This is a genomic window from Porphyrobacter sp. TH134, assembly GCF_002855495.1.
Classification (GTDB): domain Bacteria; phylum Pseudomonadota; class Alphaproteobacteria; order Sphingomonadales; family Sphingomonadaceae; genus Erythrobacter.
On sequence record NZ_PKRO01000018.1, the window covers coordinates 22,780 to 48,827 of the forward strand.

At 64.7% G+C, this 26,048-nt stretch carries 25 protein-coding genes; 6 read left to right on the top strand and 19 right to left on the bottom strand.

Annotation, left to right across the window (positions count from 1 at the left end; translation table 11 throughout):
• Nucleotides 1–19: 19 nt before the first annotated feature.
• Nucleotides 20–556, bottom strand: coding sequence for a DUF2306 domain-containing protein (locus tag C0V72_RS09380; protein WP_101793874.1), 537 nt, complete (start codon nt 554–556; stop codon nt 20–22).
• 164 nt (nt 557–720) lie between these two features.
• Here C0V72_RS09380 and C0V72_RS09385 point away from each other — a divergent pair, with 164 nt between their 5' ends.
• Complete coding sequence (locus C0V72_RS09385) at nt 721–1,548, top strand: LytTR family DNA-binding domain-containing protein (RefSeq protein ID WP_101793875.1); 828 nt, start codon at nt 721–723, stop codon at nt 1,546–1,548.
• Between the two features lie 82 nt (nt 1,549–1,630).
• Here C0V72_RS09385 and katG read toward each other — a convergent pair whose 3' ends face one another.
• From katG to aroC, 5 genes are all read right to left on the bottom strand, one after another.
• A complete protein-coding gene (gene katG, locus C0V72_RS09390) occupies nt 1,631–3,847 on the bottom strand; it encodes a catalase/peroxidase HPI (protein ID WP_101793876.1) in 2,217 nt (738 codons plus the stop codon).
• Nucleotides 3,848–4,043: 196 nt separating this feature from the next.
• Complete coding sequence (ahpF, locus tag C0V72_RS09395) at nt 4,044–5,633, bottom strand: alkyl hydroperoxide reductase subunit F (RefSeq protein WP_101793877.1); 1,590 nt, start codon at nt 5,631–5,633, stop codon at nt 4,044–4,046.
• 306 nt (nt 5,634–5,939) lie between these two features.
• Nucleotides 5,940–6,506: an alkyl hydroperoxide reductase subunit C gene (gene ahpC, locus C0V72_RS09400; RefSeq protein WP_101793878.1), complete on the bottom strand. Its 567-nt coding sequence runs from the start codon at nt 6,504–6,506 to the stop codon at nt 5,940–5,942.
• A 269-nt stretch (nt 6,507–6,775) separates the two neighbouring features.
• Nucleotides 6,776–7,519: a hypothetical protein gene (locus C0V72_RS09405; protein ID WP_143704559.1), complete on the bottom strand. Its 744-nt coding sequence runs from the start codon at nt 7,517–7,519 to the stop codon at nt 6,776–6,778.
• A gap of 276 nt (nt 7,520–7,795) precedes the next feature.
• Nucleotides 7,796–8,866, bottom strand: coding sequence for a chorismate synthase (gene aroC, locus C0V72_RS09410; protein WP_101793880.1), 1,071 nt, complete (start codon nt 8,864–8,866; stop codon nt 7,796–7,798).
• A 79-nt stretch (nt 8,867–8,945) separates the two neighbouring features.
• On the opposite strand from aroC, the gene ruvA reads away from it, so the two are divergent.
• A complete protein-coding gene (ruvA, locus tag C0V72_RS09415; protein ID WP_101793881.1) occupies nt 8,946–9,554 on the top strand; it encodes a Holliday junction branch migration protein RuvA in 609 nt (202 codons plus the stop codon).
• A 53-nt stretch (nt 9,555–9,607) separates the two neighbouring features.
• Here the strand turns inward: ruvA and C0V72_RS09420 are convergent, their stop codons facing one another.
• On the bottom strand, nt 9,608–9,925 hold the full coding sequence (locus tag C0V72_RS09420; RefSeq protein WP_101793882.1) for a GIY-YIG nuclease family protein: 318 nt from the start codon (nt 9,923–9,925) through the stop codon (nt 9,608–9,610).
• Between the two features lie 277 nt (nt 9,926–10,202).
• On the opposite strand from C0V72_RS09420, the gene ruvB reads away from it, so the two are divergent.
• Nucleotides 10,203–11,231: a Holliday junction branch migration DNA helicase RuvB gene (gene ruvB, locus C0V72_RS09425; RefSeq protein ID WP_101793883.1), complete on the top strand. Its 1,029-nt coding sequence runs from the start codon at nt 10,203–10,205 to the stop codon at nt 11,229–11,231.
• A gap of 580 nt (nt 11,232–11,811) precedes the next feature.
• Here the strand turns inward: ruvB and C0V72_RS16215 are convergent.
• The 5 genes from C0V72_RS16215 to C0V72_RS09445 form a co-directional block, all read right to left on the bottom strand.
• On the bottom strand, nt 11,812–12,126 hold the full coding sequence (locus C0V72_RS16215; protein ID WP_143704560.1) for a hypothetical protein: 315 nt from the start codon (nt 12,124–12,126) through the stop codon (nt 11,812–11,814).
• Nucleotides 12,127–12,177: 51 nt separating this feature from the next.
• Nucleotides 12,178–12,750 carry a hypothetical protein gene (locus tag C0V72_RS16520; RefSeq protein ID WP_199797787.1) on the bottom strand — a complete coding sequence of 191 codons (573 nt, stop codon included), beginning with the start codon at nt 12,748–12,750 and terminating at the stop codon, nt 12,178–12,180.
• Nucleotides 12,751–12,825: 75 nt separating this feature from the next.
• Nucleotides 12,826–13,350: a rhodanese-like domain-containing protein gene (locus C0V72_RS09435; protein ID WP_101793884.1), complete on the bottom strand. Its 525-nt coding sequence runs from the start codon at nt 13,348–13,350 to the stop codon at nt 12,826–12,828.
• Between the two features lie 8 nt (nt 13,351–13,358).
• Nucleotides 13,359–16,031 carry an aconitate hydratase AcnA gene (gene acnA, locus C0V72_RS09440; RefSeq protein ID WP_101793885.1) on the bottom strand — a complete coding sequence of 891 codons (2,673 nt, stop codon included), beginning with the start codon at nt 16,029–16,031 and terminating at the stop codon, nt 13,359–13,361.
• Between the two features lie 134 nt (nt 16,032–16,165).
• Nucleotides 16,166–17,053 (bottom strand): DMT family transporter, encoded by an 888-nt coding sequence (locus tag C0V72_RS09445; protein WP_101793904.1) that lies wholly within the window; start codon nt 17,051–17,053, stop codon nt 16,166–16,168.
• 185 nt (nt 17,054–17,238) lie between these two features.
• On the opposite strand from C0V72_RS09445, the gene C0V72_RS09450 reads away from it, so the two are divergent.
• Entirely contained in the window at nt 17,239–18,690 is a 1,452-nt protein-coding gene (locus C0V72_RS09450) for a L,D-transpeptidase family protein (RefSeq protein WP_233999873.1), read from the top strand.
• Nucleotides 18,691–18,732: 42 nt separating this feature from the next.
• Here C0V72_RS09450 and C0V72_RS09455 read toward each other — a convergent pair whose 3' ends face one another.
• The 5 genes from C0V72_RS09455 to ispG all read right to left on the bottom strand — a co-directional run bounded on the left by C0V72_RS09455 (nt 18,733) and on the right by ispG (nt 22,630).
• Nucleotides 18,733–19,434, bottom strand: coding sequence for a murein L,D-transpeptidase catalytic domain-containing protein (locus tag C0V72_RS09455; protein ID WP_101793886.1), 702 nt, complete (start codon nt 19,432–19,434; stop codon nt 18,733–18,735).
• A gap of 69 nt (nt 19,435–19,503) precedes the next feature.
• Nucleotides 19,504–20,427 (bottom strand): histone deacetylase family protein, encoded by a 924-nt coding sequence (locus C0V72_RS09460; protein WP_101793887.1) that lies wholly within the window; start codon nt 20,425–20,427, stop codon nt 19,504–19,506.
• Between the two features lie 6 nt (nt 20,428–20,433).
• Complete coding sequence (locus C0V72_RS09465; protein ID WP_101793888.1) at nt 20,434–20,979, bottom strand: manganese efflux pump MntP; 546 nt, start codon at nt 20,977–20,979, stop codon at nt 20,434–20,436.
• A complete protein-coding gene (locus C0V72_RS09470) occupies nt 20,976–21,485 on the bottom strand; it encodes a thioredoxin family protein (RefSeq protein ID WP_101793889.1) in 510 nt (169 codons plus the stop codon). Before C0V72_RS09470 ends, C0V72_RS09465 begins: the two co-directional genes overlap by 4 nt.
• The gene (ispG, locus tag C0V72_RS09475) at nt 21,482–22,630 is read right to left on the bottom strand and encodes a flavodoxin-dependent (E)-4-hydroxy-3-methylbut-2-enyl-diphosphate synthase (RefSeq protein WP_101793890.1); all 1,149 of its coding nucleotides are present in this window, start codon (nt 22,628–22,630) and stop codon (nt 21,482–21,484) included. Before ispG ends, C0V72_RS09470 begins: the two co-directional genes overlap by 4 nt.
• 210 nt (nt 22,631–22,840) lie before the next feature.
• On the opposite strand from ispG, the gene C0V72_RS09480 reads away from it, so the two are divergent.
• Both C0V72_RS09480 and C0V72_RS09485 read left to right on the top strand, forming a co-directional pair.
• Nucleotides 22,841–23,578, top strand: coding sequence for a hypothetical protein (locus C0V72_RS09480; protein ID WP_101793891.1), 738 nt, complete (start codon nt 22,841–22,843; stop codon nt 23,576–23,578).
• Between the two features lie 46 nt (nt 23,579–23,624).
• Complete coding sequence (locus C0V72_RS09485; protein ID WP_101793906.1) at nt 23,625–24,563, top strand: alpha/beta hydrolase fold domain-containing protein; 939 nt, start codon at nt 23,625–23,627, stop codon at nt 24,561–24,563.
• Here the strand turns inward: C0V72_RS09485 and C0V72_RS09490 are convergent.
• Together C0V72_RS09490 and C0V72_RS09495 are read right to left on the bottom strand one after the other, a co-directional pair.
• Nucleotides 24,560–25,510: an SDR family NAD(P)-dependent oxidoreductase gene (locus C0V72_RS09490; RefSeq protein WP_101793892.1), complete on the bottom strand. Its 951-nt coding sequence runs from the start codon at nt 25,508–25,510 to the stop codon at nt 24,560–24,562. The two genes, C0V72_RS09485 and C0V72_RS09490, sit on opposite strands and share 4 nt — an antisense overlap.
• Nucleotides 25,507–26,037 (bottom strand): GNAT family N-acetyltransferase, encoded by a 531-nt coding sequence (locus C0V72_RS09495; protein WP_101793893.1) that lies wholly within the window; start codon nt 26,035–26,037, stop codon nt 25,507–25,509. The genes C0V72_RS09490 and C0V72_RS09495 overlap by 4 nt, the downstream gene beginning before the upstream one ends.
• Between the last annotated feature and the right edge of the window lie 11 nt (nt 26,038–26,048).

Here is a 26,048-nt window from a genome sequence, read left to right on the forward strand (position 1 = left end):
TCGCGCAAGGCCGTGTCGCTCAACCCAGCAGCATCACATTCATCAGCCGACCGGGCACCGCGAAGGCGGCAATGCCGGGGATCATCAGCGCGGTGAGGTAGGTGCGCACCAAATGGGCCTTGTGCGCCTTGATGTCCCCCTTGCGCGCCGTCGACATCACCTTCCAGGCGGCATGGAAGGTCAGCGGTACGAACAGGTGGATCCAGCTGAAAGTGCCGCTTGTCTGGATGAAGATCGCGGTGGTGGCGGTGATCAGCATCAGCACCAGCCAGACCTTGCCCAGCTGCTTGTGCAGCGGCGTGCCCTTCTTCGCCAGCAGCAGCCAGCCGCCGAGCGGGATCGTCGGCAGCACGGCGGCGACGTGGAGGATGATCGGCAGCTTGGCATAGGCCTCAATCCCCTCGACCATGCCGAGCGCCACCTTCCCCAGTGACACCACCACGGCAAAGCACATGGTGAAGCACGACAGGCTGATGGCGGTGCGGGCGACCGGGCCGATGTCGAAGCGGGTGGAAGCGGGACGGCGGGCGGCAAAGGGCAGGGTGATGGTGGTCATGGCGGGTCTCCTGAAGGGTGCAAGGTGGTTGCTGAGGACAGGATGCCGCCGGGCCATTCGCGGGCAATCGCCCTTGCGCCAATCGCCCGGGCGTTACGCGAAATGGCCGGAAAGCCGGTGATTTGCCACTTTACGAAGCGCGAACGGGCAGTCAGACCAGCGCCATGAACGCTCAGCCGGCCTCACCGCGACACGCGCTTTTGCGCCGGATCATCATCGATCTGGCGGCGATGGCCGTGATCGGGGTGTTCCTCGCCATTATCGGCCCGTTCGGCAGTATCGCCGCGCCGCTTCCCGAACGATTGGTGACATGGATCGGTTTCGCGTGGCTCGGCTATGCCTGCTACCGCCCGATGCAGGGCGTGGCCATGTGGGGCGAACGAACGCTGGCCCTGCCGCGCTGGGGCGTGCTCACGGCGGCAGTGCTGGTGGGCACAGTGCCGATGAGCGTTGCGGTCGTCGCGATCAACAGTGCACCATTGGGTAGCCTGCGCTGGCCCGGGCTTGAGGCGGCAATGGCGACCTATTTTTCGGTTCTGGTCATCGGCGGTGCGGTGACGCTCTTGTTCAATCTGGTGCAGGGCGGCGCGCGGGCGCCGTTGACCGAGGCGGTGACCGCGGCGGTGCCTGTTGCGGTGCCGGTGACCTTTGCGCCCGTCGCTCCGGCCGCAGCGCCGCTCAGCAACCCTTTGTTCGATCAGCTGCCACCGGAACTGGGCAGCGACATCATCGCGCTGGAGATGGAGGACCACTATGTCCGCGTCCACACCGCCCTTGGCTCGGCGCTGGTGCTGATGCGGCTGCGCGATGCGATGGCGTTGATCGGCGATTGTGAAGGCATGCAGGTGCACCGCAGCTGGTGGGTGGCGCGCAGCGCGGTGGAGGACGTGGTGCGCGACGGGCGCAACATCCGCCTGAAGCTGGCGCGCGGGATCGAAGCTCCGGTTGCCCGCGCGCAGGTTACCGCCTTGCGCGAGGCGCGCTGGATCTGACGCCCCCCCCAAAAACCGGCAATGAAAAAGGCCCCCGGCATCGCTGCCGAGGGCCTCTTTCTGGTCAGAGTGTCGCGGCGCTTCAGGCGTGATACTTGGCGTAGCTCACATCGAAGCGATCGGCGTTCATCACCTTGGTCCAGGCCGAGATGAAATCGCACACGAACTTGCCCTCGTTCCCGCTCTCGGCATAGACCTCGGCCTGCGCGCGCAGCATCGAGTTTGAGCCGAAGACGAGATCGGTGCGGGTCGCGCGCCACTTTTCCTCGCCCGTCGCGCGGTCCACGCCGACATATTCCTCGTCACCACTGTCATCGACCGGCGACCACTTGGTCCCCATGTCGAGCAGGTTGCGGAAGAAGTCCGGCGTGAGCTTGCCCGGGGTTTCGGTCAGCACGCCGATCCGGTGGCCGTGGTGGGCATGATCGCTCACCGCGCCCAGCGCCCGCATCCCGCCGACCAGCACCGTCAACTCCGGGATCGACAGGCCGAGCAGGTGCGCCCGGTCGATCAGCATCTCCTCGGTGCGGACCTGTGCCTTGGTCTTGAGGTAGTTGCGGAAACCATCGGCGAAAGGTTCCAGCGCTTCGAAGCTATCGGCATCGGTGTGCTCCTCGGTCGCATCGCCGCGGCCGCCCATGAACGGCACGGTGACGTCGAAGCCCGCATCCTTGGCCGCCTTCTCGACCGCTGCCGAACCCGCCAGCACGATCGCATCGGCCATGCTCAGGCTGCCGCGATGCGCCTCGATGGTATCGAGCACCTTCGAAAGCTCCGCCGGATCATTGACCGCCCACGAACGCTGCGGCTCCAGCCGGATGCGCGCGCCGTTGGCCCCGCCGCGGTGGTCGGAGTTGCGGTAGGTCGAGGCCGAGGCCCAGGCCGCTTTCACCAGCTCGCGCACGCTGAGGCCGCTGCTGAGGATCGCATCCTTGAAGCGGGCGACTTCGGCATCGGACGGCGTCGTGCCAGCCGGAACCGGGTCCTGCCAGATCAGCGTTTCTTCCGGCACTTCCGGGCCGAGGTAACGCACCTTGGGCCCCATGTCGCGGTGGCACAGCTTGAACCATGCGCGGGCAAAGGCATCGTCGAGCTGCTCCGGGTGCGCCAGGAACCGCTCGGAAATCTTGCGATATTCCGGATCGTTCTTGAGCGCCATGTCGGCCGTGGTCATCATCGTCGGCACGCGCTTGTTCGGGTCGCGCGCATCGGGAGCCAGATCTTCCGGATCGGGGTTGATCGGGGTCCACTGGTGGGCACCAGCGGGCGATTTCACCAGTTCGAAGTCGTACTTGAACAGGATGCGGAAGTAGTCGTGGCTCCAGGACGTCGGGTTGTTCGTCCAGCTGCCTTCGATGCCGGACGTGGTGATGTTGCCGCGGGCGATGTCGTCCGCGTCATTCAGCCAGCCGAAGCCCATCAGGTGCAGGTCTTCGCTTTCGGGCGCGCCGCCGAAGGTGTCAGACGGTTCTGCGCCGTGGGCCTTGCCGAAGGCGTGACCGCCCGCGGTGAGGGCAACGGTTTCCTCGTCGTTCATGGCCATGCGGGCGAAGGTTTCGCGCATGTCGCGGGCCATGCCCTCGGGGTCATGCGGGTTGCCCTGCGGCCCTTCGGGATTGACGTAGATGAGGCCCATCTGGATCGCGGCGAGCGGGTTTTCCAGCGCGCGGCCTTCCTTGGGCTGGATGCGGGTGGCAACGCCTTCGTTGACCCACTGTTCTTCCGTGCCCCAGTAGACTGACTCAGGCTCATAGACGTCCGCGCGCCCGCCGCCGAAGCCGAACACCGGGCCGCCCATCGATTCAATGGCGACGTTGCCGGTGAGGATGAACAGGTCAGCCCAGCTGATGTTCTTCCCGTACTTCTGCTTGATCGGCCACAGCAGGCGGCGCGCCTTGTCGAGGTTGCCGTTGTCGGGCCAGGAATTGAGCGGCGCAAAGCGCTGCTGCCCGCTGCCAGCACCACCCCGGCCATCACCCGTACGGTAAGTACCCGCCGCGTGCCAGGCCATGCGGATGAAGAACGGGCCGTAATGCCCGTAATCGGCCGGCCACCACGGCTGGCTGTCGGTCATCAGCGCGGTCAGATCAGCCTTCAGCGCGTTGTAATCGAGCGCGTTGAACGCCTCGGCGTAATCGAAGTCTTCGCCGTAAGGGTTTGCGCTTTTGCCTTGCTCGGTCAGGATGTCGAGCTGCATTGCCTGCGGCCACCAATCGCGGTTGGTACGGCCCAGCAGATTGCGCATGTCCATGCTGCCGTGGAACGGGCAACCGCTGATATCTCCGGTTTTTGCGTCCATGATATATCTCCTCTCGGGTTCAGACTCGCGGTCGTACGCGAAGCCTATGGAGGGAAGATGACCCTTTGCCGACGGTGCGTCCAATCGATTAATGCGGAAGATTTGATTGAGTGGAGCGATTAATTCAGCCTGCCGCACAAACAAAACGGGCCCCCGCACAGGGAGCCCGTTTGTGTATCGTTGGGCGGCTGGGATGTTACGCGGCCTGCGCCACTTCCTCGACCGGCTCGTTGCGGATCAGGAAGTCAAACGCCCCCAGCCCCGCCTTTGCGCCTTCGCCCATGGCCACCACGATCTGCTTGTGCGGCACGGTGGTGCAATCGCCTGCTGCATAAATTCCGGGCAGGTTGGTTGCGCCGTGATCGTCGACGATGATTTCCCCGAATTTCGAGAGGCTTAGGTCTGTCTCGCGGAGCCATTCGGTGTTGGGAACGAGACCGATCTGCACGAACACGCCTTCCAGCGCGATCCGCCGTTCGGTTCCGTCTGCCCTATTTTTGACCACCAATCCGTTGACCCGCGTACCATCACCCAACACCTCGGTGGTCTGGCCGTTGGTGATGATCTCGACATTCGGCATCGAGCGCAGCTTGCGTTGCAGCACTTCATCCGCGCGCAGCTTCACGTCGAATTCGATCAGCGTCACATGGCCGACGATTCCGGCGAGATCGATCGCCGCTTCGACGCCGGAATTGCCGCCGCCGATCACCGCGATGCGCTTGCCCTTGAACAGCGGGCCATCGCAGTGCGGGCAATAGGCCACGCCCTTGTTGCGATACTCCGCCTCGCCCGGCACGCCGAGGTTGCGCCAGCGCGCGCCGGTCGACAGGATCAGCGAGCGCGCCTTGAGGCTCGCGCCATTGGCCATCACGACTTCATGGAAGCCGCCGACGTCCTTGGCGGGCTTGAGTTCGACCGCGCGGGCCAGGTCCATCAGGTCGATTTCGTACTCGCCGACGTGCTTCTTGAGGCTGTCGGTCAGCTTGGGGCCTTCGGTGTAAGGCGTGCCGGGGAGGTTCTCGATCCCGAGCGTATCCATCAACTGGCCCCCGAACCTTTCAGCGGCGATGCCAGTCCGAAAACCCTTGCGCGCGGTATAGACCGCCGCTGCCGCACCCGCCGGGCCGCCGCCGATCACCAGCACCTCGAACGGGGCCTCGGCGGCGAGCTTCTCGGCCTGCTTGGCATCGGCATTCTTGTCGAGCTTCGACAGGATTTCGGCCAGCTCCATCTTGCCGTTGTAAAACGGCTCGCCGTTCAGGAACGTCGCGGGCACCGCCATGATATCGCGGCGCTCGACCTCGTCCTGGAAGGTGCCGCCTTCGATCAGGGTCGCGGTGATGCGCGGGTTTTCGAGGGCCATCAGGGTCAGCGCCTGCACCACGTCGGGGCAGTTGTGGCACGACAGCGAGAAGAACATGTCGAAATTGTAATCGCCTTCGAGTGCGCGGACCTGTTCGATCAGATCCGCATTGACCTTGGGCGGATGGCCACCGGCCCACAGCAGCGCGAGCACAAGCGAAGTGAATTCATGGCCCATCGGCAGGCCCGCAAAGCGCACCCACTTTTCCGCGTCGGACGCGCGGCGGATGACGAAGCTGGGCTTGCGATCATCGGTGCCGTCAAAGCGCGCGGTGACGAGATCGTGCAGCCCGGCGATCTGTACGATCAGCTGACGGGTCTGGCGCGACTTCTCGCTGTCATCAAGGCTGGCGACCAATTCGATCCCTTCGCGAAGGTTCGCAAGGTAGGTCTTGAGCTGGGCCTGCATGGCTGCGTCGAGCATGAGTCTTTTTCCTTCGTCATTGCGAGGAGCCCCGCAAGGGGCGACGTGGCAATCCATGGACAGACTGAACCTACGGTGAGAATGTCAGACCATGGATTGCCACGTCGCCTCCGGCTCCTCGCAAGAACGAGGAAGGGGCATGGGGTTAAGTAACGCGGGACCGGACAGCGCTTGCCCCGAAAGGGGGAAGGGGCGGGCGCATCCGGTCCCGGCTACGACCCGAGGGCGTCGCGGCTCTCGGGATTTGTCAGTCAGCGCAGGGCGTGGGGGAGGGGGAGAGCCCCGCGCTGACCGAAAGTGTACCGCTTAGATCTTGCCGACCAGATCGAGCGAGGGGGCCAGCGTGTCGCTGCCTTCTTCCCACGCCGCCGGGCAGACCTGACCGGGGTTGGCGCGCACATACTGCGCAGCCTTGATCTTGCGGGTCAGTTCATTGGCATTGCGGCCCACGCCTTCGCAGGTGATTTCCATGATCTGGATCACGCCGTCCGGATCGACGACGAAGGTCGCACGGTCAGCAAGGCCCGAATCCTGACGCAGCACGCCGAACTGGTTCGACAGCACGTGGTTCTGGTCACCCAGGAACGGGAAGGTCAGCTTGCTGATCTTGTCCGAATTGTCGTGCCAGGCCTTGTGGCTGAAATGCGTGTCGGTGCTGACGGCGTAAACTTCCACGCCCATCGCCTGAAGCGTGCCGTACTTTTCGCCCATGTCTTCCAGCTCGGTCGGGCAGACGAAGGTCCAGTCGGCCGGATAGAAGAAGAACACCGACCACTTGCCGGCGAGATCGGCGTCGGTGACGTCGAAGAAGTCCTTGCCGGCCTGGAATGCGGTGGCCTTGAACGGCTGAAGGGTCGAACCGATGATACCCATGGGAGTTTTCCTTGTGTTGGGTTGAGAGGTGGGTGGGGTGAACTTGTCATGCCCAGATAGGATGTTTTGCGCTGCACAAAAGTTGATTGTTGCGATTGCGAAGATCGCTTTTATCAATCAGTAGCGATGGAACCAATCGGATTTGGCGTTCAGGCTCGCGTAGCGGTTAGTCCGCTTTTGGAGGGTGGCGGCTGATTTCGCTATGACTGCACGTGGGTGGAAAGGCGAATGGCTGCTTTATCGTGACGCGATGCGCGCAACCCTTCTGCCTACTCTTCCCTGGAAGTTTTGACCTCCGACCTAACGGCAGCCGCCGCGATGTCATTGTAGACCCGCCGTGCGGATGAATTCTGCGAGGCGTTGTAGAGTTCGGCCACCAATGCCTTATCGAATGCTGTCATTTCGATGGGGGGATCGGCATCCTCGAAAAGAGACAGGATTGTCTGAACGGGAGTCGGCCCGCCGTCTGGCGGTGCGCCCGTGCCGATTAGCGTGCGCATGGTCACATAGTCGGCCAGTTGAGCAAGCGTCAGCCCCTCCGCAGCCTCGCGAGCAACTAGCACAGTGGCTCCGGTAATTTCAATCGTGATGAGCGGGTCGGTCTTGGATTTGGGCGGAGGGTCGATGCGGGTCATCTCACCGATGACTTGTGGTTGACCATAGAAGTCGCGGACTTCAACTCGATTCCATGCCCGCACGGGGCCTGCTTCGGATAGAACCCGCTCCCGCTCGCGGGCGGCCAAATGAGCCAGCTGCGGAGATTCGTCGGACAGCCATTTTTCTGGTGGCCCCGCAGCAGGGGACATGAATGCGATCAAGATCGTCGGCGTGCATTTCGGGTCGTCATTCGCACCAACACCCAATGCACGTGCGTTCTGCCGTATGCGCTCGGCAATCGCTTCGGCATCAGCGGGGGCGAGACCGCGAACTTGTGGGCATACCGGGAAGAAGAATCTCGCTATCGGGTGATGCATCCGCGGCGGTCGCACAATTTGCTTTGTGAATTCACGCAACTCCTGCCGACGTTCGCTCTCAGTCGCTGGGGGCCTCACTATGATAGTGGTTCCCGCGGGGCTGCTTTCGGCAGCGGGAGCATCTGGCGGCGCGGCCAACGCAGCGGACGTTCCCGCCAAGGTAATTGCCAAGGGGATGACGCCAAACCACATACCCTTAATCATAAGCGTCTGGTGAAAAGACGTAAATTGGATTCTATGGCCCTAATGACCGCTTCGGGGTCGCCACCCGAACGGCAGGAATTTTTCAGAAGCGAGGCAAAGCCGCCACCCAGATTACCCCACCTGCCCCCGGTGCAGCAGCTTGTGGTCAGCCAGCACCAGCGCCATCATCGCTTCGACCACCGGCGTGCCGCGCAGGCCGACGCACGGATCGTGGCGGCCCTTGGTGACCACTTCCACCGCCTCGCCCGCCGAGTTGATCGACTCCACGGGGGTGAGGATCGATGAGGTCGGCTTGAACGCCACCCGGCACACCACCGGCTGCCCGGTCGAGATGCCGCCCGCCGTGCCGCCCGCGTGGTTGGCGAGGTATTCGGGCTTGCCATCCGCTCCGGGGCTCATCCGGTCGGCGTTCTGTTCCCCGGTCAGGCGCGCGGCTTCGAAGCCGTCCCCGATCTCGACGCCCTTGACCGCGTTGATGCTCATCATCGCGGCGGCCAGATCGCTGTCGAGCTTGGCGTAGATCGGCGCGCCCCAGCCCGCCGGCACACCGGTCGCGACGCATTCGACCACCGCGCCCAGCGATGATCCAGCCTTCCGGGCCTCGTCGACCTTGGCTTCCCAGCGCCTGGCGGCTTGCGCGTCGGGGCAAAAGAACGGGTTGCGGGCGATCTCGGCATAGTCGATTTGCGCAGGGTCGATCCGGTCGCCGCCTAGTTCGCACACGTAGGCCACGATGCTGACCTCGGGGATCACCAGCCGCGCCACCGCGCCAGCCGCGACCCGCGCCGCAGTCTCGCGCGCGGAGGACCTGCCGCCGCCGCGATAGTCGCGGATGCCGTATTTGGCGTCATAGGCGTAGTCGGCATGGCCCGGACGGTATTGCTGCGCGATGGCGCTGTAGTCTTTCGAGCGCTGGTCGGTGTTCTCGATGTGCAGCGCAATCGGCGTGCCGGTGGTCTTGCCCTCGAACACCCCCGAAAGAATGCGCACCAGATCATCCTCGCGCCGCTGCGTGGTGAAGCGGCTGGTGCCCGGCTTGCGCGCGTCCATGAAAGGCTGGATGAAGGCCTCAGAGATCGCGAGGCCCGGCGGGCACCCGTCGACCACTGCGCCCAGCGCAGGCCCATGACTTTCGCCCCAGGTGGTAAAGCGCAGCACGCGCCCGAAGGTGTTCCAGCTCATGGGAGTGCCATCTGGCGCAAGTGTGGGCATCTGTCCATAAAGGCTGGACGCTTGGGCCACCTTGCGGCACGAACAAACCATGATCGCCAAACTTTCAGGCAGGCTCGACAGCACGGGCGAGGACTGGGCCATCGTCGATGTCGGCGGGGTGGGTTACCTCGTCCAGTGTTCCAGCCGCACGCTGTCGGCGCTGGGATCGGTGGGGGAGTTCTGCACCGTCCACACGCAAATGCAGGTAAGCGAGACCGACATGCGCCTGCTCGGCTTTGCCGACAGTGCGGAGCGCGACTGGTTCCGGCTGCTGACCGGGGTGCAGAGCGTGGGCAGCAAAGTGGCGCTGGCGATCCTTTCGGCGCTCTCGACCGGCGAATTGCGCGAGGCTTGCGGTAAGGGCGATGCGGCCATGGTGACACGCGCCAACGGGGTCGGGCCGAAGCTGGCGGCGCGGATCGTCAACGAGTTGAAGGACAAGGCCGGCGGAATGCCCGGCGGCTCAGGCGGGTTTGCGATTGGCGCGGCGGCGGCGCCCGCTGGCAGTGTCGGCGCGGACGCGGCAAGCGCGCTGGAGAACCTCGGGTTCAAGCCCGCGGTCGCGGCGCAGGCGGTGGCGCGGGCGCTGGAGGAACTGGGTGAAGGCGCGAGCGAAGGCGACCTGATCCGCGTGGCGCTGAAGAAGGCGGCGGGGTGATGTTTGCCTCCCACTCTCGTCATGCTGAACTCGTTTCAGCATCCATCATGCCATCAGCGCAGGTCGATGGGCGGCAAGCCCAACCCCACCGCCAGATCATGCCAATCGGGGTTCTCGCTTGCGATCAGGTTGACCTTCCACTGCCGGTGCCAGCGCTTCAGCTGCTTTTCGCGCAGGATCGCCTGCTGCATGTCGCCAAACAGCTCGTAGCGGACGAGGTGGTGGACCTTGTGGCGGCTGGTGAAGCCGGGGACCACGCCATTCCGATGCTGGCACAGCCGGCCGACAAGGTCGCTGGTGACGCCGATGTAGAGCGTGCCATGCCGCTGGCTGGCGAGGATGTAGACGCAGGGCTGGCGCTCTTGCCGCATGAACCTGAGACTGCGTCACGATGGATGCTGAAACAAGTTCAGCATGACGAGTTTTCAGAGGTTTGCGCAATTCATCGTCATCCTGAACTTGTTTCAGGATCCATGGCACGGACCATCGCAGTGTTTGGATGTTGGTCATGAGGCGGGCATTGCTTGCTTCGGCCATCTTCATCGGAGACATGTTCGCAGGTGCATGGCTTGACGATTGGCTCGACATCGACACTTGCCTCGACCGGGGCGGCGCATGGGATTACCAGCGCGACACGTGCAGGTATCAATGACTGACCCCCTCCACACCCCCACCCGCCAGCCCGGCGATCAGGACGCAGCCCTGCGTCCGCGCCGGCTCGCCGAATTCGTCGGGCAGGAAGCGGCCAAGGGTAACCTCGCGGTCTTCATCGCGGCGGCGCGCGCGCGCGCGGAGGCGATGGATCATACGCTGTTCTTCGGCCCCCCAGGCCTCGGCAAGACCACGTTGGCGCAGATCATCGCGGGCGAGCTTGGCGTCGGCTTCCGCGCAACTAGCGGCCCCGTCATCGCCAAGGCGGGCGATCTGGCTGCGCTGCTCACCAATCTCGAACCGCATGACGTGCTGTTCATCGACGAGATCCACCGCCTGTCTCCCGTGGTCGAGGAAGTGCTCTACCCGGCGATGGAGGACCGTGCGCTTGACCTGATCATCGGCGAAGGGCCGAGCGCCCGTTCTGTCCGCATCGACCTGCCGCCCTTCACCCTGATCGGGGCGACCACCCGCCAAGGCCTGCTGACCACGCCGCTGCGCGACCGTTTCGGCATTCCCGTCCGCCTCAATTTCTACACGCATGAGGAATTGGAGCGCGTCGTCACCCGCGCCGCAGGGCTGCTCGGCCTCGCGATCCAGCCCGATGGCGCGCATGAAATCGCCCGCCGCAGCCGCGGCACGCCGCGTGTGGCAGGCCGCCTGCTGCGCCGCGTGCGCGACTTTGCCGATGTCGCGGGCGCAGCCAGCGTCACGCGCCACGTGGCCGACGAAGCGCTGACCCGGCTGGAGATCGACCGGCTGGGTCTGGACGCGATGGACCGGCGCTATCTCACCATGATCGCGACCACGTACAAAGGCGGCCCGGTGGGGATCGAGACCCTCGCAGCGGGCCTCGCCGAACCGCGTGACACGGTGGAAGAGGTGGTCGAACCCTATCTGATCCAGCTCGGCCTGATCGCGCGGACAGCGCGCGGCCGGGTGCTGAACGATGGCGGCTGGGCGCATCTCGACATGGCCCCACCCAGAGAATCACCCCCGATCCAGTCAGGGCTGTTCGAAGACTGAGTCAGGGGCGAGGCGTTAACGTTACGGCTAACGCACCCCCCGTTTTCGGTGCCAGTTCGGGACAGCGACCCCGAAAATCCCCGATTCCCGAGCGATTCCGGACAGCTTGCCGTCACTGGCATGGTTAACCCGATTGCCCGTGCTGCGCTTCTGGCATCAAAAGAGCACTGGATTTGGGGAAGTCGCGGTTGGTCCGCTGGCATGCCCACAAGTGAACAGGGTAACCGACTATGTCGCTCAAACTGGCCATCGCGAAGCTTTCCGCCGCCGCTGCGGGTGTCGCCTTGTTGCAAGGCGGTGCCGTGCGCATGGCTGAGCCGATGAATACGGACGCGCCGGACTTTTCGACCAATATCGACGGCAAGCTGGTGCAGGTCGATCCCGTCACTGGCGCGCGCTACATCAAAACGCGCGAGCGCGAGATTCCCATGCCGGAACAACGCCGCCGCCGGATTGTCGAGCGCACGATCGAATGCCAGCCGGTTGGTCCGGCAGGGACGGTGGTTGCGGCAAGTGCGCCGGCGGGCGCCACGCAGGCCTATTTTGACGCCAACGAATGTCCGCCGATTGCGCAGGTGGCCTATATGCCAGCGCCGCTCCCGCCGCTTCCTCCGATTTCCGGCGGCGGTGGCCCCGGTGGCGGGTTTGGCGGCGGCTTTGGCGGCGGCCTCGGCTTTGGCGGCGGTGGCGGCTTCTTCGGCGGGTTCTTTGGCGGCGGCGGATCGGGCGGCGGCGGGTCGGTTTCGACCACCACCACGACATCGACCTCGGGCGGGGGCGATGGCTCGAACGGTGGGACCAATGGCGGTTCCAATGGCGGGTCGAGCGGTGTCGTGATCGATATCGACATCGACAATTCCACGACCTCGTCTTCGGGCCAGATCAGTTCGTCCACTGGCCAGGTGTCGACCTCGACGTCGACCGGTCAGGTTTCTTCGAGCACGGGTCAGGTGTCGTCCTCGGGCAATGTTTCGTCCTCCACGGGTGCAGTGTCCACCAGCACGGGTACGGTTTCGAGCTCGTCGGGCAATGTCAGCACATCGACCGGCTCGGTGACATCGTCCGGGTCGTCGTCGTCGTCTTCGTCGTCCAGCTCCTCATCGTCGTCGTCGTCTTCGTCATCCTCGTCGGGTGGTAGCAGCGGCAAGCCGGGCGGTGGCCATCCGGGGACGACCTCGTCGGGCGGATCGAGCGGAAGCTCTTCATCATCCTCGTCGTCCTCCTCGTCGGGCAGCAGCGGTTCGTCGTCGGGCGACATGACCAGCAGCACCAGCACCAGCGGTTCCTCGTCGTCGTCCTCCTCCTCGTCTTCGAGCAGCAGTGGTTCGTCTTCGTCGGGTAGCAGCGGGTCTTCGGGGTCATCGGGCAGCAGCAGCTCTTCCGGCAGCAGTTCGTCCTCGTCCTCGTCCTCCTCGTCTTCGAGCAGCAGCTCGTCATCGTCGGGCGGGCATGATGTGCCCGCGCCGCCGATGACCGTGCTGTTCGGTCTCGCCGCTGCCGCGGTTCTGGGACGCCGCAAGTTCCTGGGCTAAGGTCAAAAGGATAGGCCAAATGAAAAGGGCGGCCTGTGATGGGCCGCCCTTTTGCGTTGTGCTCAATCTTCGAGATGTTCCGGTTTATCGACCGGAAGCCCTTGCGCTTCCCACGCCAGCATCCCGCCATCGAGATGTTGAACCGGGCCGCCAATCGCGGCGGCAAGCTGCTGCGCTGCAATCGCCGAGCGTCGTCCGGAGCGGCAATACAGCACCACTTCGCGCCCGTCGGAAAGATCCAGCTTGGCCGGATCGAATTGGTCGAGCGGGATGTGTTCAGCCTCTGGGATAATGCCGCTATCCACCTCGGCCTGCGTGCGGACATCGATGACGCGCACGTTGCCGGCCTCGATCCGCGCCCACAGGTCGGCCGGGGTAACAGGCTGGACCGGCGCCGGGGGGGCGGCGGGCGCAGTGTCATCGGCCCCGGTCGCCGCCATCGCCAGTTCAAAGCCGATCGGCGCGCCCGATCCGCCCCGCTGCTCGTCCGCCGCGCCGCGATCGCCCCCGCAGGCCGCCAGAGCCAGAAGCGCTGGCACAAGCGGCATTGCCGGAGCGAGCAAAAGAGCGCGGCGAGCGGGCGTCATGCGTTCCTTTATGCCGCAAGCTTGCGCAGAACGTAATGGAGAATTCCGCCGTGGCGGTAATATTCCATCTCGTTTGCGGTATCGATCCGGCACAGCGCGGTGAAGCTGAACTGCGTGCCGTCCTCGCGGGTGACGTCAACGGTGACGTCCTGACCGGGGGTGAGATCGGCAAGGCCGCGGATCGAGAAGGTGTCGGTTGCGCTGAGGCCGAGGGTGGCGCGGGTGTCGCCTTCCTTGAACTGGAGCGGCAGCACGCCCATCCCGACGAGGTTGGAACGGTGGATACGCTCGAAGCTTTCGACGATCACCATCCGCACGCCCAAGAGGATCGTGCCCTTGGCCGCCCAGTCGCGGCTGGAGCCGGTGCCGTATTCCTTGCCGCCGATGACCACCAGCGGCGTGCCGTCTTCCTTGTGCTTCATTGCCGCGTCGTAGATCGGCATGGTCTCGCCCGCGTAGGTCGAGAAGCCGCCTTCGACGCCCGGCACCATTTCGTTCTTGATGCGGATGTTGGCGAAGGTGCCGCGCATCATCACTTCATGGTGGCCGCGGCGCGAGCCGTAGGAGTTGAAGTCCTTCTTGGCGACCTGGTTGGCCATCAGGAACTTGCCGCCCGGGCTGTCTTCCTTGATCGAACCGGCCGGCGAGATGTGGTCGGTGGTGACCGAATCGCCGAGGATCGCGAGCGGCTTGGCATCGACGATGTCCATGATCGGCGCCGGGGTCATGGTCATGCCCTCGAAATAGGGCGGGTTGGCGACATAGGTCGAACCGGCGCGCCACTGATAGGTGTCGGACGGTTCGACGGTGATCGCCTGCCAGTGCTCGTCACCGTCATAGACGTTGGCGTAGCGGCTGACGAACATCGAGCGGTCGATATTGGCAGCGCGGTTTTCCGCGATTTCGGCGTTGGTCGGCCACAGATCGGCGAGCATCACGTCATTGCCGTTCTGGTCCTGCCCGATCGGGGTGGTGGTGATGTCCTCGGTGACCGTGCCCTTCAGCGCATAGGCCACCACCAGCGGCGGCGAAGCGAGGAAGTTGGCACGCACATCGGGCGAGACGCGGCCTTCGAAGTTGCGGTTGCCCGACAGCACGGAGGCGGCAACGATGTCATTGCCGTTGATCGCGGCGCTGATCGGCGCGGCGAGCGGGCCGGAATTGCCGATGCAGGTGGTGCAGCCATAGCCGACGAGGTCGAAGCCGACGGCGTCGAGGTGGGTCTGAAGGCCCGACTTCACCAGGTAATCCGTGACCACCTGCGATCCGGGGGCGAGGCTGGTCTTGACCCAGGGCTTGGGCTTGAGGCCCTTCTCGTTCGCCTTCTTCGCAACCAGACCGGCGGCGATCAGCACGTCGGGGTTGGACGTGTTAGTGCAGGAGGTGATCGCGGCGATCACCACGTCGCCATCGCCGATGTCGTGGCTCGCGCCTTCGACGCCCACGCGGGCGGCGGCGGACTTGCCATAAACCTTGGACAGGTCAGCATTGAACAGGTCGTCGACTTCCTGAAGGATCACCTTGTCCTGCGGGCGCTTCGGCCCGGCGAGGCTGGGGACGACCGCGGCCATGTCGAGGCTGAGGGTCTTGGTGAACACCGGCACATTGGCCGGATCAAACCACATGCCCTGCGCCTTGGCATAGGCTTCGACCAGCGCGATGTTCTCTTCGCTACGGCCGGTGAGGCGCAGATAATCGAGGGTCTTGTCGTCGATGCCGAAGAAACCGCAGGTCGCGCCGTATTCGGGCGCCATGTTGGCAATGGTGGCGCGGTCAGCGAGCGTGAGGTTGGCAACGCCCGGGCCGTAGAACTCGACGAAGCGGCCCACGACGCCGACATTGCGGAGCATCTGCACGCAGGTTAGCACGAGATCGGTCGCGGTCACGCCTTCGGCCATTGCGCCTTCAAGGTAGAAGCCCACCACTTCGGGGATCAGCATCGACACCGGCTGGCCAAGCATCGCGGCCTCAGCCTCGATCCCGCCGACGCCCCAGCCCAGCACGCCGAGGCCGTTGATCATGGTGGTGTGGCTGTCGGTGCCCACGCAGGTGTCAGGATAGGCGACCATCACGCCGTCCGGGCCTTCCGAAGACCACACCGCCTGCGCCAGATGCTCAAGGTTCACCTGGTGGCAGATCCCGGTGCCCGGGGGCACGGCGGTGAAGTTCTTGAAGCTCTTGGAGCCCCACTTGAGGAAGTCGTAACGCTCGGCATTGCGCTCGTATTCCAAGGCCATGTTGGCTTCCATCGCCTTGGGATGGCCGAATTCGTCGACCATCACCGAGTGGTCGATGACGAGGTTGACCGGTACCAACGGATTGATCTTGGCGGTGTCACCGCCCAGCTTCTTGATGGCGTCGCGCATCGCCGCAAGATCGACCACGCAGGGGACCCCGGTGAAGTCCTGCAGCAGCACGCGCGCCGGGCGGTACTGGATTTCCTCGCCCGTGGTGGGGTTCGCCTGCCAGTCGACCACCGCCTGGATATGCTCGCGGCCCACGGTGAACCCGCCGTCTTCAAAGCGCAGCAGGTTTTCCAGCAGCACCTTCATCGAGATCGGCAGCTTGCTGATGTCGCCCAACGCTTCCGCGGCCTTTGCCAGCGAGTAATAGGCGTACTGCTTGCCGTTAACGTCAAGCATCTGGCGCGTGCCGAGCGAATCCTGGCCGATTGCGGTCATGGGAGGGTTCCATCCTTATGATTAGACCCGCCCCCGATCCACACGAAGATAGTCTTCAGGGGGCGCGGTTTTCGTGGGTCGCACTGCGCTGTCTCGCGCGCGAGGTCAAGGGGGGTTCCCCTAGGACAATCGTCTCAGGTCGTCGCTGCTGCGGGGCGCTCCGGGCGGGTGGCAAGCCAGCAGCCGGTAACGATCAGCGCGGTCCCCGCCAGCGTCGGCCATGTCACCGCCTCGCGGAAGAACAGCCAGCCGAATGCGGCGGCCCAGACGAAACCGGAATATTCGGTCGGCACCAGCGCGCTGGCCGGCGCGCGGGCATAGGCCCATGCGATCGCCAGCGATCCCGCCACCGTCAGCGCGCCCGCCGCCAGCAGCGGCACCAGGGCGTCGCCCGAGGGCGTCTCCCACAGGAACGGGGCGAGCGTCAGCAACACCAGCCCGCCGATCCCGCTATGAAAGGTCGCGATCTCCAGCGGCCCGGCCACCTGTGCCTGGCGCCGGATAACGATGAAATTGTAGGCATAGAGCAGCGCCGAGACGAACAGCGAGGCCACGCCCAGCGCGGCGCCTTCATCAAACGCGCCCTGTCCGATCCGTCCGCCGACAATCACCAGCGTGCCCGCAAAGCCGAGCACGCTCGCCCCGATCGCCGCGCGGCTGATCACCTCGCCCAGCAGAACACGCGCCAGATAGAGCGCGATCAGCGGGGCGATGAAGCTGAGCGCGATAGCCTCGGCCAACGGCAGCAGGGTCAGCGCGTAAAAGAAGGTCAGCGCCATGAAGGCCGACACCACCCCGCGCGTCAGGTGCAACATCCATACCGCGCGCGATGGCATGGCCGGCCCGCGTGACAGCCAGACAGGGGCAATCAGCGCCGCGCCGATGAAAGCGCGCAGCACAGTGGCCATATAGGCGCCGATCATCAGCGCTGCCTCTTTCATGAACGCATCCATCAGGGACAGGAAACCCACCCCGGCCAATGCGGCGGCGAAGGGCAGCAAAGGGTGGCTGCGAAACGACATGCCCACGCCCATAAGTGCCGCGGGGCAAAAGGTCACGCCGGGGCCACGCCGATTGTGGTCAGAGTGGGAACATTAATCCAGGTGAAAGCCAAGGTGGTTGATAGGGGCATGGCGCTGCGCGTAGAGTTATTCCGACGAAGGCGGCGCCGGTCTGTGGCCGGCACGGGGCAATAAAGGCGATACGAATGATCAGGTTTCCGGGTAAACTCGCGTGCGGAGCGGCTGTCGCGGCGCTTTTGACCACCGCTGCACCCGCACAAAACGGTGCGCGCGCACAGGCTACAACCGTGCCCGGCAGCCAGCAGCGCAGCAGCCCTGCGCCTTTGCAACTGCCCGCCCCAACGCCGACGCCCACGACCGCCCCCACGCCCGGCGCGCCGACCGCGCCCAAGCCATCGGAAGCCTTCACCCAGGCGTTCCCGCAGACCGTGTCCGAACCCGTCGTGCAGGCCGAAGCCCCCTTGGTGCAGGTCTGGACCAAGGCGCAGGCTGCACAACTGGTCAGTGTGATCGAAGCGATCGGCGCCGAAGGGCTTGACCCGGCGGATTATGATCTGGAGCCGCTCAAAGTGGCGCTGGCTTCCGGCACGCCCAAGGAATTGAACGAACTTGCCTCGCAAAGCTTTGTCTGGCTGGTGGAAGACCTGCGCGACGGGCGCACGCCGATGGACGCGCGCGAACAATGGTTCGTGGTCGATCCTGATCGCGATCTGTACCGCACGGGCAATGTGCTGGCCGATGCCCTGATGTCAGGCGATATCGCGGGCACGCTGATGAAGCTTAATCCGACCCATCCCGATTATGCCCGGCTGAAGACCGAATTGGCGAACACGCCTGCCAGCAACACCGCCAAGCGCAAGCTGATCCGCGCCAATATGGACCGCTGGCGCTGGCTGGGACGGGATCTTGGCTCGCAATACCTTATCACCAACGTGCCCGAGTTCCAATTGCGGCTGACGGTCAAGAACCGCATCATCAGCTCGTATCGCACGATCGTTGGCAAGCCTGGGCGCACCGCTACCCCGCAGCTGGCCGAAATGGTCGAGGGCGTGGTGTTCAACCCGACGTGGACAGTGCCGCAGTCGATCGTGAAGGGCGAGGGGCTGGGCGCCCGCGCGCTCGCCAATCCCGCCTGGGCCAAGCGCAATGGCTATGTGGCGACCAAGGGGGCCAATGGTTTTATCACGGTTGTGCAGCAGCCGGGGCCGGGCAACTCGCTTGGGCAAATGAAGCTCGAAATGCCCAACCCGCACGCGATCTTCTTTCACGACACGCCGTCACGCCACCTGTTTGCCAACGAATCGCGCGCGCTTTCGCATGGCTGTGTGCGCACCGAACGCGCGCTGGAACTCGCCATGACGATGGCGATCCTGGGCAAGGGCGCAACCAAGGAGGAGGCGATCGCGATCTCAACCTCGGGCAAATACACCAAGGTCGCGTTGGAAAAGCAGTGGCCTGCCTACATCACCTATTTCACGATGGCCTCGGACATCAATGGCGAGATGGCGACCTTCAAGGACATCTACGGCCGCGACACCAAGGTTCTGGCCAGCCTCGACAAGCCGCGCGTGCGCAACCGCAGCACCTTGCCGACCGACGAGGTGATCGTGATCGAGGACGATTTGCAGGATAGCTAGGGGCGGGCACCACCGCCCGGTACCGCCACCCGGCACTAGGGCCTAGAACGCGCTGGAGGTCGTGCCCGTCCGATAATCCAGCGGCGCACGCTCGATCATCGCCAGCTCCGGCACGGGCTGGATGCTCCCGTCCGCTTCCAACCCCAGCGAATCGGCGAACAACAGGCGCCCGCCCGACAGGTGCATCAGCGCCATTCGGAACTGTTCCTCGCCCATCGCAAAGCAGCCATTTGAGCGTCCCAGCCGGCCCCATTTGTCGAGATGGGCCGGTTCGGCATAATCGGCGCGGTGCATCACGATGTAGCGGCGCAAGGCTGCCTCGTTGCTGTAATCAAGTCCGCCGAGGCGCACCGACGTGCCATAGCGGCCCTTGTACCATTCCCACGTGACATAGGCGCCGCGGCTGGTGGCGTTTGACCCTTCCGTGTTGCTGAAGGCCTTGAGCCATCCGTCGTGCTGGGGGTCTGATCCCATGCCGTGGCTGACATGATAGGATTGCACTTCGGAACGCTCCAGGTTCACGAAGTGAAACCGCGGCTTGGCCGAATGCAGCCCGAAATCGGCGATGCCGACGATGTCATGCTTCCAGATCGCATTGCCTGCGCGCAGCAGTTCCCGCTTGGCGATGTCGAACAACATGCGGTCACGCGGCGTGCCGGATGCGGCGGACGCAAACAGGCGGGATGGCAGCGCCAAGGCTGCACCCACTGCCAGAGTGCCCTTCAGAATGTCGCGCCGCTTCATCAATGTGCAACGTAAACCGCCTCGACGCGGTTCCCAATACGGGCCGCAACGGTTCATCGCAGCTATGGGTCAGTTCGTAGGGGAAGGTGCGGGAAACGCGCTGTTTGCCTCGGCCATGGTCAGCATGGAGGCGGCATGGCGGGCGGCGACGATGCGCGGATCATCGCCATAACCGCCCCCCAGTGCAGAGGCGATGGGCAGGGCGCGGCGCCGCGCTTCGCCGATCACATAGCGATCACGCAGCGCCAGCCCCGCATCGGTCAGCGCCAACCGCCCGAGCTTGTCGTCGTGGTGCGGATCGACCCCTGCCTGATAGAGCACAACGTCGGGCGCAAAATCGGCGAAGACTTGCGGCAGGTGGCGGGTAAGCGCAGCCATATAGCCATCATCATCCACCCCGTCCGGCAGACCGACATCAAGGCTGGAGCGCGCTTTTCGCACCGGAAAGTTCTTCTCGGCATGGAGCGAGAGGGTGAAGATATCCGCTCGCCCCGCTGTGAGGCTGGCCGTGCCATCCCCCTGATGGACGTCAAGATCGACAATCAGCACGCGGGTTGCGTGCCGTTCCGCGATCAGGCGGTTGGCGGTCACGGCAAGGTCGTTGAACACGCAATAGCCTGCGCCCGTGTCGTGCAGCGCGTGGTGGCTGCCGGCGGCGGAATTGGCGGCATAGCCGTGCACGCGGGCCAATTGCGCGGCCAGCCAGGTGCCGCCGCTGGTGTGGCGCACGCGGGAGGTGATGGCGGGAGTGACGGGAAAGCCGATCCGGCGTTCCTTCTCGCGCGGCACCTCGGCCCGGAACACCTGATCCACGTAATCGGGGCAATGCACCGCTTCGAGCCATTCGCGCGGGCAAGGCTCGGGCGCGTGCTCGGTAATGGGCGCGCCGCTGGCCCGCAGCTCTTCCATGACGAGATAGTATTTATCGAAGCGGAAGGTGCCGCGATCCGGCCGGGGCGCCATGTAGTCGGCATGGTGCACGACGTGGAGCATGGCAGATCAGATCCAGCCCGAATGTTGGGCAAGGATCTTGCAGCCCAGGGCGATCAGAATAACTCCGCCCGCCCGTTCTGCCCAGGTGCCCCAGCGGTCCCCCGCGCTGCGGCCCAGCAACACGCCCGCACCGCTCATGGCGAAAGTGACCAGACCGATCAGGGCAGCGGCCAGCAGGGGTTCAACGCCGAGCGTGGGGAGCGTGATCCCTGCCGCCAATGCATCGACACTGGTTGCCACGCCGGCCACGATCAGCGCCCTGCCGGTGAGCTTGCGCGAGGCTTCCTCCTCCCCAACATGCCCCCGCAGCATCCGCAGCCCGAGGAATGTCAGCAGCCCAAAGGCGATCCAATGGTCGATCGCCTCGACAAGCCCGAGAGCCACGGCCCCGATCCCCCAGCCCGCCAGCGGCATCAGCGCCTGAAACACACCGAAAGTGAACGCGATAGCCAGCCCGGCGCGCAGCGAAGGCCGGAACCGCGCGCCCTGCGTCAAGGCCACGGCAAAGGCGTCCATCGCCAGCGCGAATGCAAGAAGCAGGGCAGCGATCATGGGGCAGGCGGCGCGGGAGCCTCGGCCAGAGCGGCGAGTTCGGCGTAAATGGCATCATCGCTGCGGCTGGCGGCGTTGCGCCAGCTTGCGGCGGTGTCCGGGTTCAGCAGCTTGCCATCGGCGGTCAGCGCCAGCAGGGCCGGCGTGCCAGGAACATCGGCAAGACCAAAGCGCCCCGCGATATCAAGATTGCGGCCCTCACCCGTCTGCGGCACACCGACGTCGACGAACACAACCTCGTAAGCCTGCGTGGTCAGCGCGGCAAAGCGCGGAGTTTCCAGCCAGCCGGCGAGTGCGCGGCTATCGTGGCACCAGTTCGCGCCCATCACCAGCAGCACGCGCTTGCCGTTGACCTTGGCGCGGGCGAGCGCGGCGTCGACGTCAGCGGTGGCATCGGCGGCGGCGGAATAGGCACGCGCTTCGGGATGGGCCGGAGCGGCATCGCCCGTCGTCGCGCAGGCGGCCAGCGCCAGCGCCAGAATGGCGGCAATCGCAGGCCGGATCACTCTGCGGCTTCGGCAGGTGCTGCGTGGGGATCGAAGGCGGTCGCTTCGCCTGCTTCGATGGCCGCGGCCTTTTCCTCGACCAGCCGGACGATGTGATCGAGCATCGCCTCGTCATCGATCGCGTGGGCTTTCATGCCGGACAGATAGACCATGTGCTTGCCATTCCCGCCGCCGGTGAGGCCGATATCGGTCTCGCGCGCTTCGCCGGGGCCATTGACCACGCAGCCGAGCACCGAGAGGCTCATCGGGGTCTTGATGTGTTCGAGACGCTTTTCCAGCGTTTCCACTGTGCGGATCACATCGAAACCCTGCCGCGAGCAGGACGGGCACGACACAACCCGCACGCCGCGGGTGCGCAGGCCCAGGGCCTTGAGCATGTGGTAGCCGACCTTGATCTCTTCTTCCGGTTCCGCTGACAGCGAAACGCGGATGGTGTCACCGATGCCCGCCCACAGCAGGCTGCCCATGCCGATGCTCGATTTGACCGTGCCGCCGATCAGCCCGCCCGCTTCGGTGATGCCTAAGTGCAGCGGGCAATCGACCGTTTCGGCCAAGCCATGATAGGCCGCGACCGCAAGGAACACGTCGCTGGCCTTCACCGCCACCTTGTATTCGTGGAAATCGTGGTCTTGCAACAGCTTGATGTGATCGAGCGCAGATTCGATCAGGGCTTCGGGGCAGGGCTCGCCGTATTTTTCGAGCAGGTCCTTTTCGAGGCTCCCCGCGTTCACCCCGATACGGATCGCGCAGCCATTGGCCTTGGCGGCACGCACGACTTCGGCAACGCGGCTCGCCGAACCGATATTGCCCGGATTGATGCGCAGGCACGCCGCGCCTGCATCGGCCGCTTCCAATGCGCGCTTGTAGTGGAAATGGATGTCGGCAACGATGGGAATGCGCGCGCCGCGGGTGATCTTCTTGAAATCGCGGGTCGATTCTTCCGTCGGGCAGGACACGCGGATGATGTCCGCGCCCACTTCCTCGCACCGCCGGATCTGGTCGAGCGTCGCGCGCACGTCCTCTGTCGGGGTGTTGGTCATGGTTTGCACGGTGATGGGAGCATCACCGCCTACGGGGACATTCCCCACCATGATCTGGCGCGATTTGCGCCGTTCGATCGTGCGCCACGGACGGATGGAAGACATATCGCGGCCTATAGTCGTTCAGACGCGGCGGGGCAATGACCAGCGGGGCATCCGGGCCGGGTTCGATTAACTGCAAATCTGCAAAACGTCGCATATCGAGGCATCGCGACATTTGGTCATTCGTGAAGGCGTGGCCGCAAGGTATTTGTTACCAATCGAAGGCAAAACAAGACAGCGCGGGGGCAAGGCGCGGCAGCACGGGACAGGACCATGATCAAATTCAGCGATTTCTGGGAGGCTGGCCTTGAACTTGCGCAGTCGCGCGCGCTGCGCATCGCGCTGATTTGCGTGATCCCCTATGCCTGCGTGCTGGTGGGACTGGATGTGGCGGCCCATTACGGCGATGCCACCGGCGCCGCGCTGCCGACGCAGTTTTTCATGTCGCAGGATGGTTCGTTCGCGGAATTTCTCGAATATTCGCTGACGTCGGCTTGTGCGGTTCTGCTGCTGCTTGTGTGGTTGCGCACCCGCGGCGCAGTCTATCTGACCAGTGCGATCCTGTTCGCGTGGCTGACGCTTGATAACTGGGGCGAGGTGCATGAGCAGCTTGGCTTTGTGTTTGCTGCCGACATGCCAATCTTCGCCTGGCTGCCGGTGCATCCCAATCATCTTGCTGAAACGGCGGTGTTCGGGATGGTGGGTGTGGTGTGGCTGGCGGGAATGCTGATGGCGCTGCGTCCGGACAACATCCGCGCAGCGGTCCACGGCTTGCTGATCGCCATGTGCATCGGCGGCGCGGCGGTGTTCGGTGTGGTGGTCGACATGGTAACGTCCTGGGGTGAACACGCGCCCGCGGTGCTCAATCTGCTCGCCTTCATCGAGGACGAAGGCGAGTTTGCGATGATTATCGCCATGTTCGCCGTGAGTGTCGCGATCTTCGACGTCGAGACGCGGCGGATCAAGGCTCTGCCCGGCCGCGGCGACGGACTGCGCACCGCCAGCGCTTGACTTGCCTTACCGGCGCGGCACTCTGGCAAAACCCGAGGGAGATGCCATGCTGACCGACAGTTCCAGCGCGCTGCGCAGCGCCAGCCCAAGCGTGCTGATGCGCGTCATCAAATTCGTGATTGCGCGCAGCAAACCGGTGTTTCCGCATGATGCGGCAGGCTTCGACAAGGCCATGACCGGGCGTCGCCTGCCACAAGATGCGCCGATGCCCGAGAGCTTCCGCAAGCGCTTTGTCATCGAAGAGCGCGATCTTTTGGGCTCGCGGGTCGTGACCTTGCACCCCAAGAGCGGCCCTGGCGGATGGCACATGCTGTATTTCCACGGCGGCGGGTTCGTGCAGCCGATGTTCAAGGTCCACTGGCCGCTGGTCGCCGAAATGGTGAAGGCCTGCGGGATCAGCGTCACCGTGCCGCTGTATCCGATGGTGCCCGAGGCGCCCTATACCGCGCAAGATCGCCTCGCTGATGCTGTTTATGCAGACCTTGCGGCGCGCCACGATCCTGCGCGGATCATCCTCAATGGCGATAGTGCGGGCGGGCATATGGCGCTGGCGCTGGCGCTCAGGCTGGCGAACAGCGGTGGGCCAATGCCGGGCAAGCTGGCGCTGTTTGCCCCGTGGCTCGATCTCGGGCTGGCAGACCCTGCGATTGCTGCGGTCGAGCCGCATGACCTGATGCTCAAGATCGGCACCCTGCGCGCCTGCGGGGCGCTGGTGGCAGCAGGCCGCGCGGTGGATGATCCTGCGGTCAGCCCGCTGTATGCCGCGCCAGAAGTGCTGGCGCAGCTGCCCCCGACCCGCATCTGGACCGGGCGGCACGACATCTTCATCGTCGATTCGCGGTCGTTCCTGGGCAAGCTGCGGGCCGCCGGCGTGGACGCCAAGCTCTACGAATACGAGGCCGCCCCCCACGTGTTCATGGCGATCCTGCCAACGCGCGAGGCGAAGGATGTGATCGGCCTGCTGCGCGAATTTCTCGCAGACTAGGTCGGAAACTTCGCCCCGGTCAGCTCCTCGCTCAGCTTCCACAGCTGGTCGGCAAAGCTGGGGTTGAGCGCGTAGGATCGCACCCCGCCACTGGCCGATTCGTCGTCCACTTCGGCGATGTGGCAATCCTCGCAATAGACCCCGCCCCTGCCTTCGAGTTCAGGAGCGGTCGCCGCCCAGCAGCTGGTCGCGGCGCCTTGGGGGATGGTCTTCCACTGAAAGCCCGTGTCGCGCGACGTGATCCGCGCCATCAGCGCATCGCGCATCTCGGGTGTCATGTGGCGGCCCAGATTGGTCTCGATCCCGCCCGGATGCACCGCATAGGCATGGATGCCCATTACTGCATAACGCTGCTCAATTCCGACCGAAAACAGCACATTTGCGGTCTTGGACTGACCATAACTCGCCCACGGATCGTAGGGGCGCTGCGCGAAATTGGGGTCGTCGAAGTGCATCGGTGCCATATGGTGCCCGCGGCTCGACAGGTTGACGATGCGCTTGGCAGTGCCCCGTTCGATCAGCGGCATCAGTTCGGCCGTCAGTGCGAAATGGCCGAGGTGGTTGGTGCCGAATTGCCGTTCGAACCCGTCGGCGGTGTGCTCGAACGGGCAGGCCATCACGCCCGCATTGTTGATCAGCAGATCGATTTTGCCGAACCGCTGGCGCGCGCGAGACGTCGCGGCACGGATGCTTTCGAGCGAGGCGAGATCGACCGTGATCGTATCAAGCCGCGCCTCAGGCTCGGTCGCAATGATCGCTGCGGCGCTTTCGTCCAGCTTGTCCTGATCGCGCCCGGCCAGCACCACATGCGCGCCGTGGACCGCCATCGCGCGGGCGGTTTCCTGGCCGAGGCCCGAATTGGCACCGGTGATGAACACGGTCATCCCCGACAGGTCGACGCCTTCCAGCACCTCGTCCGTGGTACTCGCCCAGCCGAATGCGGTCATGGTGTCTCTCCTGCTTGAAGCTTGCACTCGTAAAGGAATTCCGGATCCAGCTGTTCGCCCACCGGAAAGGTGATGTCGGCAATCTTGGCAAAGCCATAGCGCTGATAGAACCGCTGTGCGCCGTAGTTTTCGGCATAAACCGACAGCAGGACCGCATCGTGCGACCGCGCGCGCGCGACGCCCAGCGCCCAGTCCATCAGCCGCGCGCCGATGCCGTGGCCGGTGTGGGTGGGCAGGGCGTAAAGCTGACCCAGCTCGATCGGGTTACGCGCGTCCGAATAGCCCGCGAATTTGGTCGGATAGCGAAGCTTGCAGAAGGCAACCAGCGCGCCGTCATCCTCGACCAGACAATGGGTGCAGCTGTCGCCCGCAATTTCGGCCGCGACGGCTTGCGGATTGTGCACCTCGGCCAGGAAGGCTGCGAGGTCTTCGGGGCGGTAGAGATCGCCGAAGGCAGCGACAAAGGTTTCTGCGCCCAGCCGGGCAAGGGCGGGCGCATCGGCGAGGGTGGCGGGGCGGTAGATCATGCCGCTGCCTA

What these genes read in the sequence shown, in the direction of transcription:
- C0V72_RS09460 (WP_101793887.1), bottom strand. Translation starts at nt 20,427, where the DNA reads ATGCTCCACGTCGTGCACCATGCCGACTACATGGCGCCCCGGCCGGAT.
- ispG (WP_101793890.1), bottom strand. Translation starts at nt 22,630, where the DNA reads ATGTCTTCCATCCGTCCGTGGCGCACGATCGAACGGCGCAAATCGCGC.
- C0V72_RS09420 (WP_101793882.1), bottom strand. Translation starts at nt 9,925, where the DNA reads ATGCGGCAAGAGCGCCAGCCCTGCGTCTACATCCTCGCCAGCCAGCGG.
- C0V72_RS09455 (WP_101793886.1), bottom strand. Translation starts at nt 19,434, where the DNA reads ATGAAGCGGCGCGACATTCTGAAGGGCACTCTGGCAGTGGGTGCAGCC.
- ruvB (WP_101793883.1), top strand. Translation starts at nt 10,203, where the DNA reads ATGACTGACCCCCTCCACACCCCCACCCGCCAGCCCGGCGATCAGGAC.
- C0V72_RS09380 (WP_101793874.1), bottom strand. Translation starts at nt 556, where the DNA reads ATGACCACCATCACCCTGCCCTTTGCCGCCCGCCGTCCCGCTTCCACC.
- C0V72_RS09445 (WP_101793904.1), bottom strand. Translation starts at nt 17,053, where the DNA reads ATGTCGTTTCGCAGCCACCCTTTGCTGCCCTTCGCCGCCGCATTGGCC.
- C0V72_RS09495 (WP_101793893.1), bottom strand. Translation starts at nt 26,037, where the DNA reads ATGATCTACCGCCCCGCCACCCTCGCCGATGCGCCCGCCCTTGCCCGG.
- C0V72_RS09435 (WP_101793884.1), bottom strand. Translation starts at nt 13,350, where the DNA reads ATGACGCCCGCTCGCCGCGCTCTTTTGCTCGCTCCGGCAATGCCGCTT.
- ahpC (WP_101793878.1), bottom strand. Translation starts at nt 6,506, where the DNA reads ATGGGTATCATCGGTTCGACCCTTCAGCCGTTCAAGGCCACCGCATTC.
- C0V72_RS09385 (WP_101793875.1), top strand. Translation starts at nt 721, where the DNA reads ATGAACGCTCAGCCGGCCTCACCGCGACACGCGCTTTTGCGCCGGATC.
- C0V72_RS09490 (WP_101793892.1), bottom strand. Translation starts at nt 25,510, where the DNA reads ATGACCGCATTCGGCTGGGCGAGTACCACGGACGAGGTGCTGGAAGGC.
- C0V72_RS09465 (WP_101793888.1), bottom strand. Translation starts at nt 20,979, where the DNA reads ATGATCGCTGCCCTGCTTCTTGCATTCGCGCTGGCGATGGACGCCTTT.
- aroC (WP_101793880.1), bottom strand. Translation starts at nt 8,866, where the DNA reads ATGAGCTGGAACACCTTCGGGCGCGTGCTGCGCTTTACCACCTGGGGC.
- acnA (WP_101793885.1), bottom strand. Translation starts at nt 16,031, where the DNA reads ATGACCGCAATCGGCCAGGATTCGCTCGGCACGCGCCAGATGCTTGAC.
- ruvA (WP_101793881.1), top strand. Translation starts at nt 8,946, where the DNA reads ATGATCGCCAAACTTTCAGGCAGGCTCGACAGCACGGGCGAGGACTGG.
- C0V72_RS09485 (WP_101793906.1), top strand. Translation starts at nt 23,625, where the DNA reads ATGCTGACCGACAGTTCCAGCGCGCTGCGCAGCGCCAGCCCAAGCGTG.
- katG (WP_101793876.1), bottom strand. Translation starts at nt 3,847, where the DNA reads ATGGACGCAAAAACCGGAGATATCAGCGGTTGCCCGTTCCACGGCAGC.
- C0V72_RS09450 (WP_233999873.1), top strand. Translation starts at nt 17,239, where the DNA reads ATGATCAGGTTTCCGGGTAAACTCGCGTGCGGAGCGGCTGTCGCGGCG.
- C0V72_RS09480 (WP_101793891.1), top strand. Translation starts at nt 22,841, where the DNA reads ATGATCAAATTCAGCGATTTCTGGGAGGCTGGCCTTGAACTTGCGCAG.
- ahpF (WP_101793877.1), bottom strand. Translation starts at nt 5,633, where the DNA reads ATGCTCGACGCAGCCATGCAGGCCCAGCTCAAGACCTACCTTGCGAAC.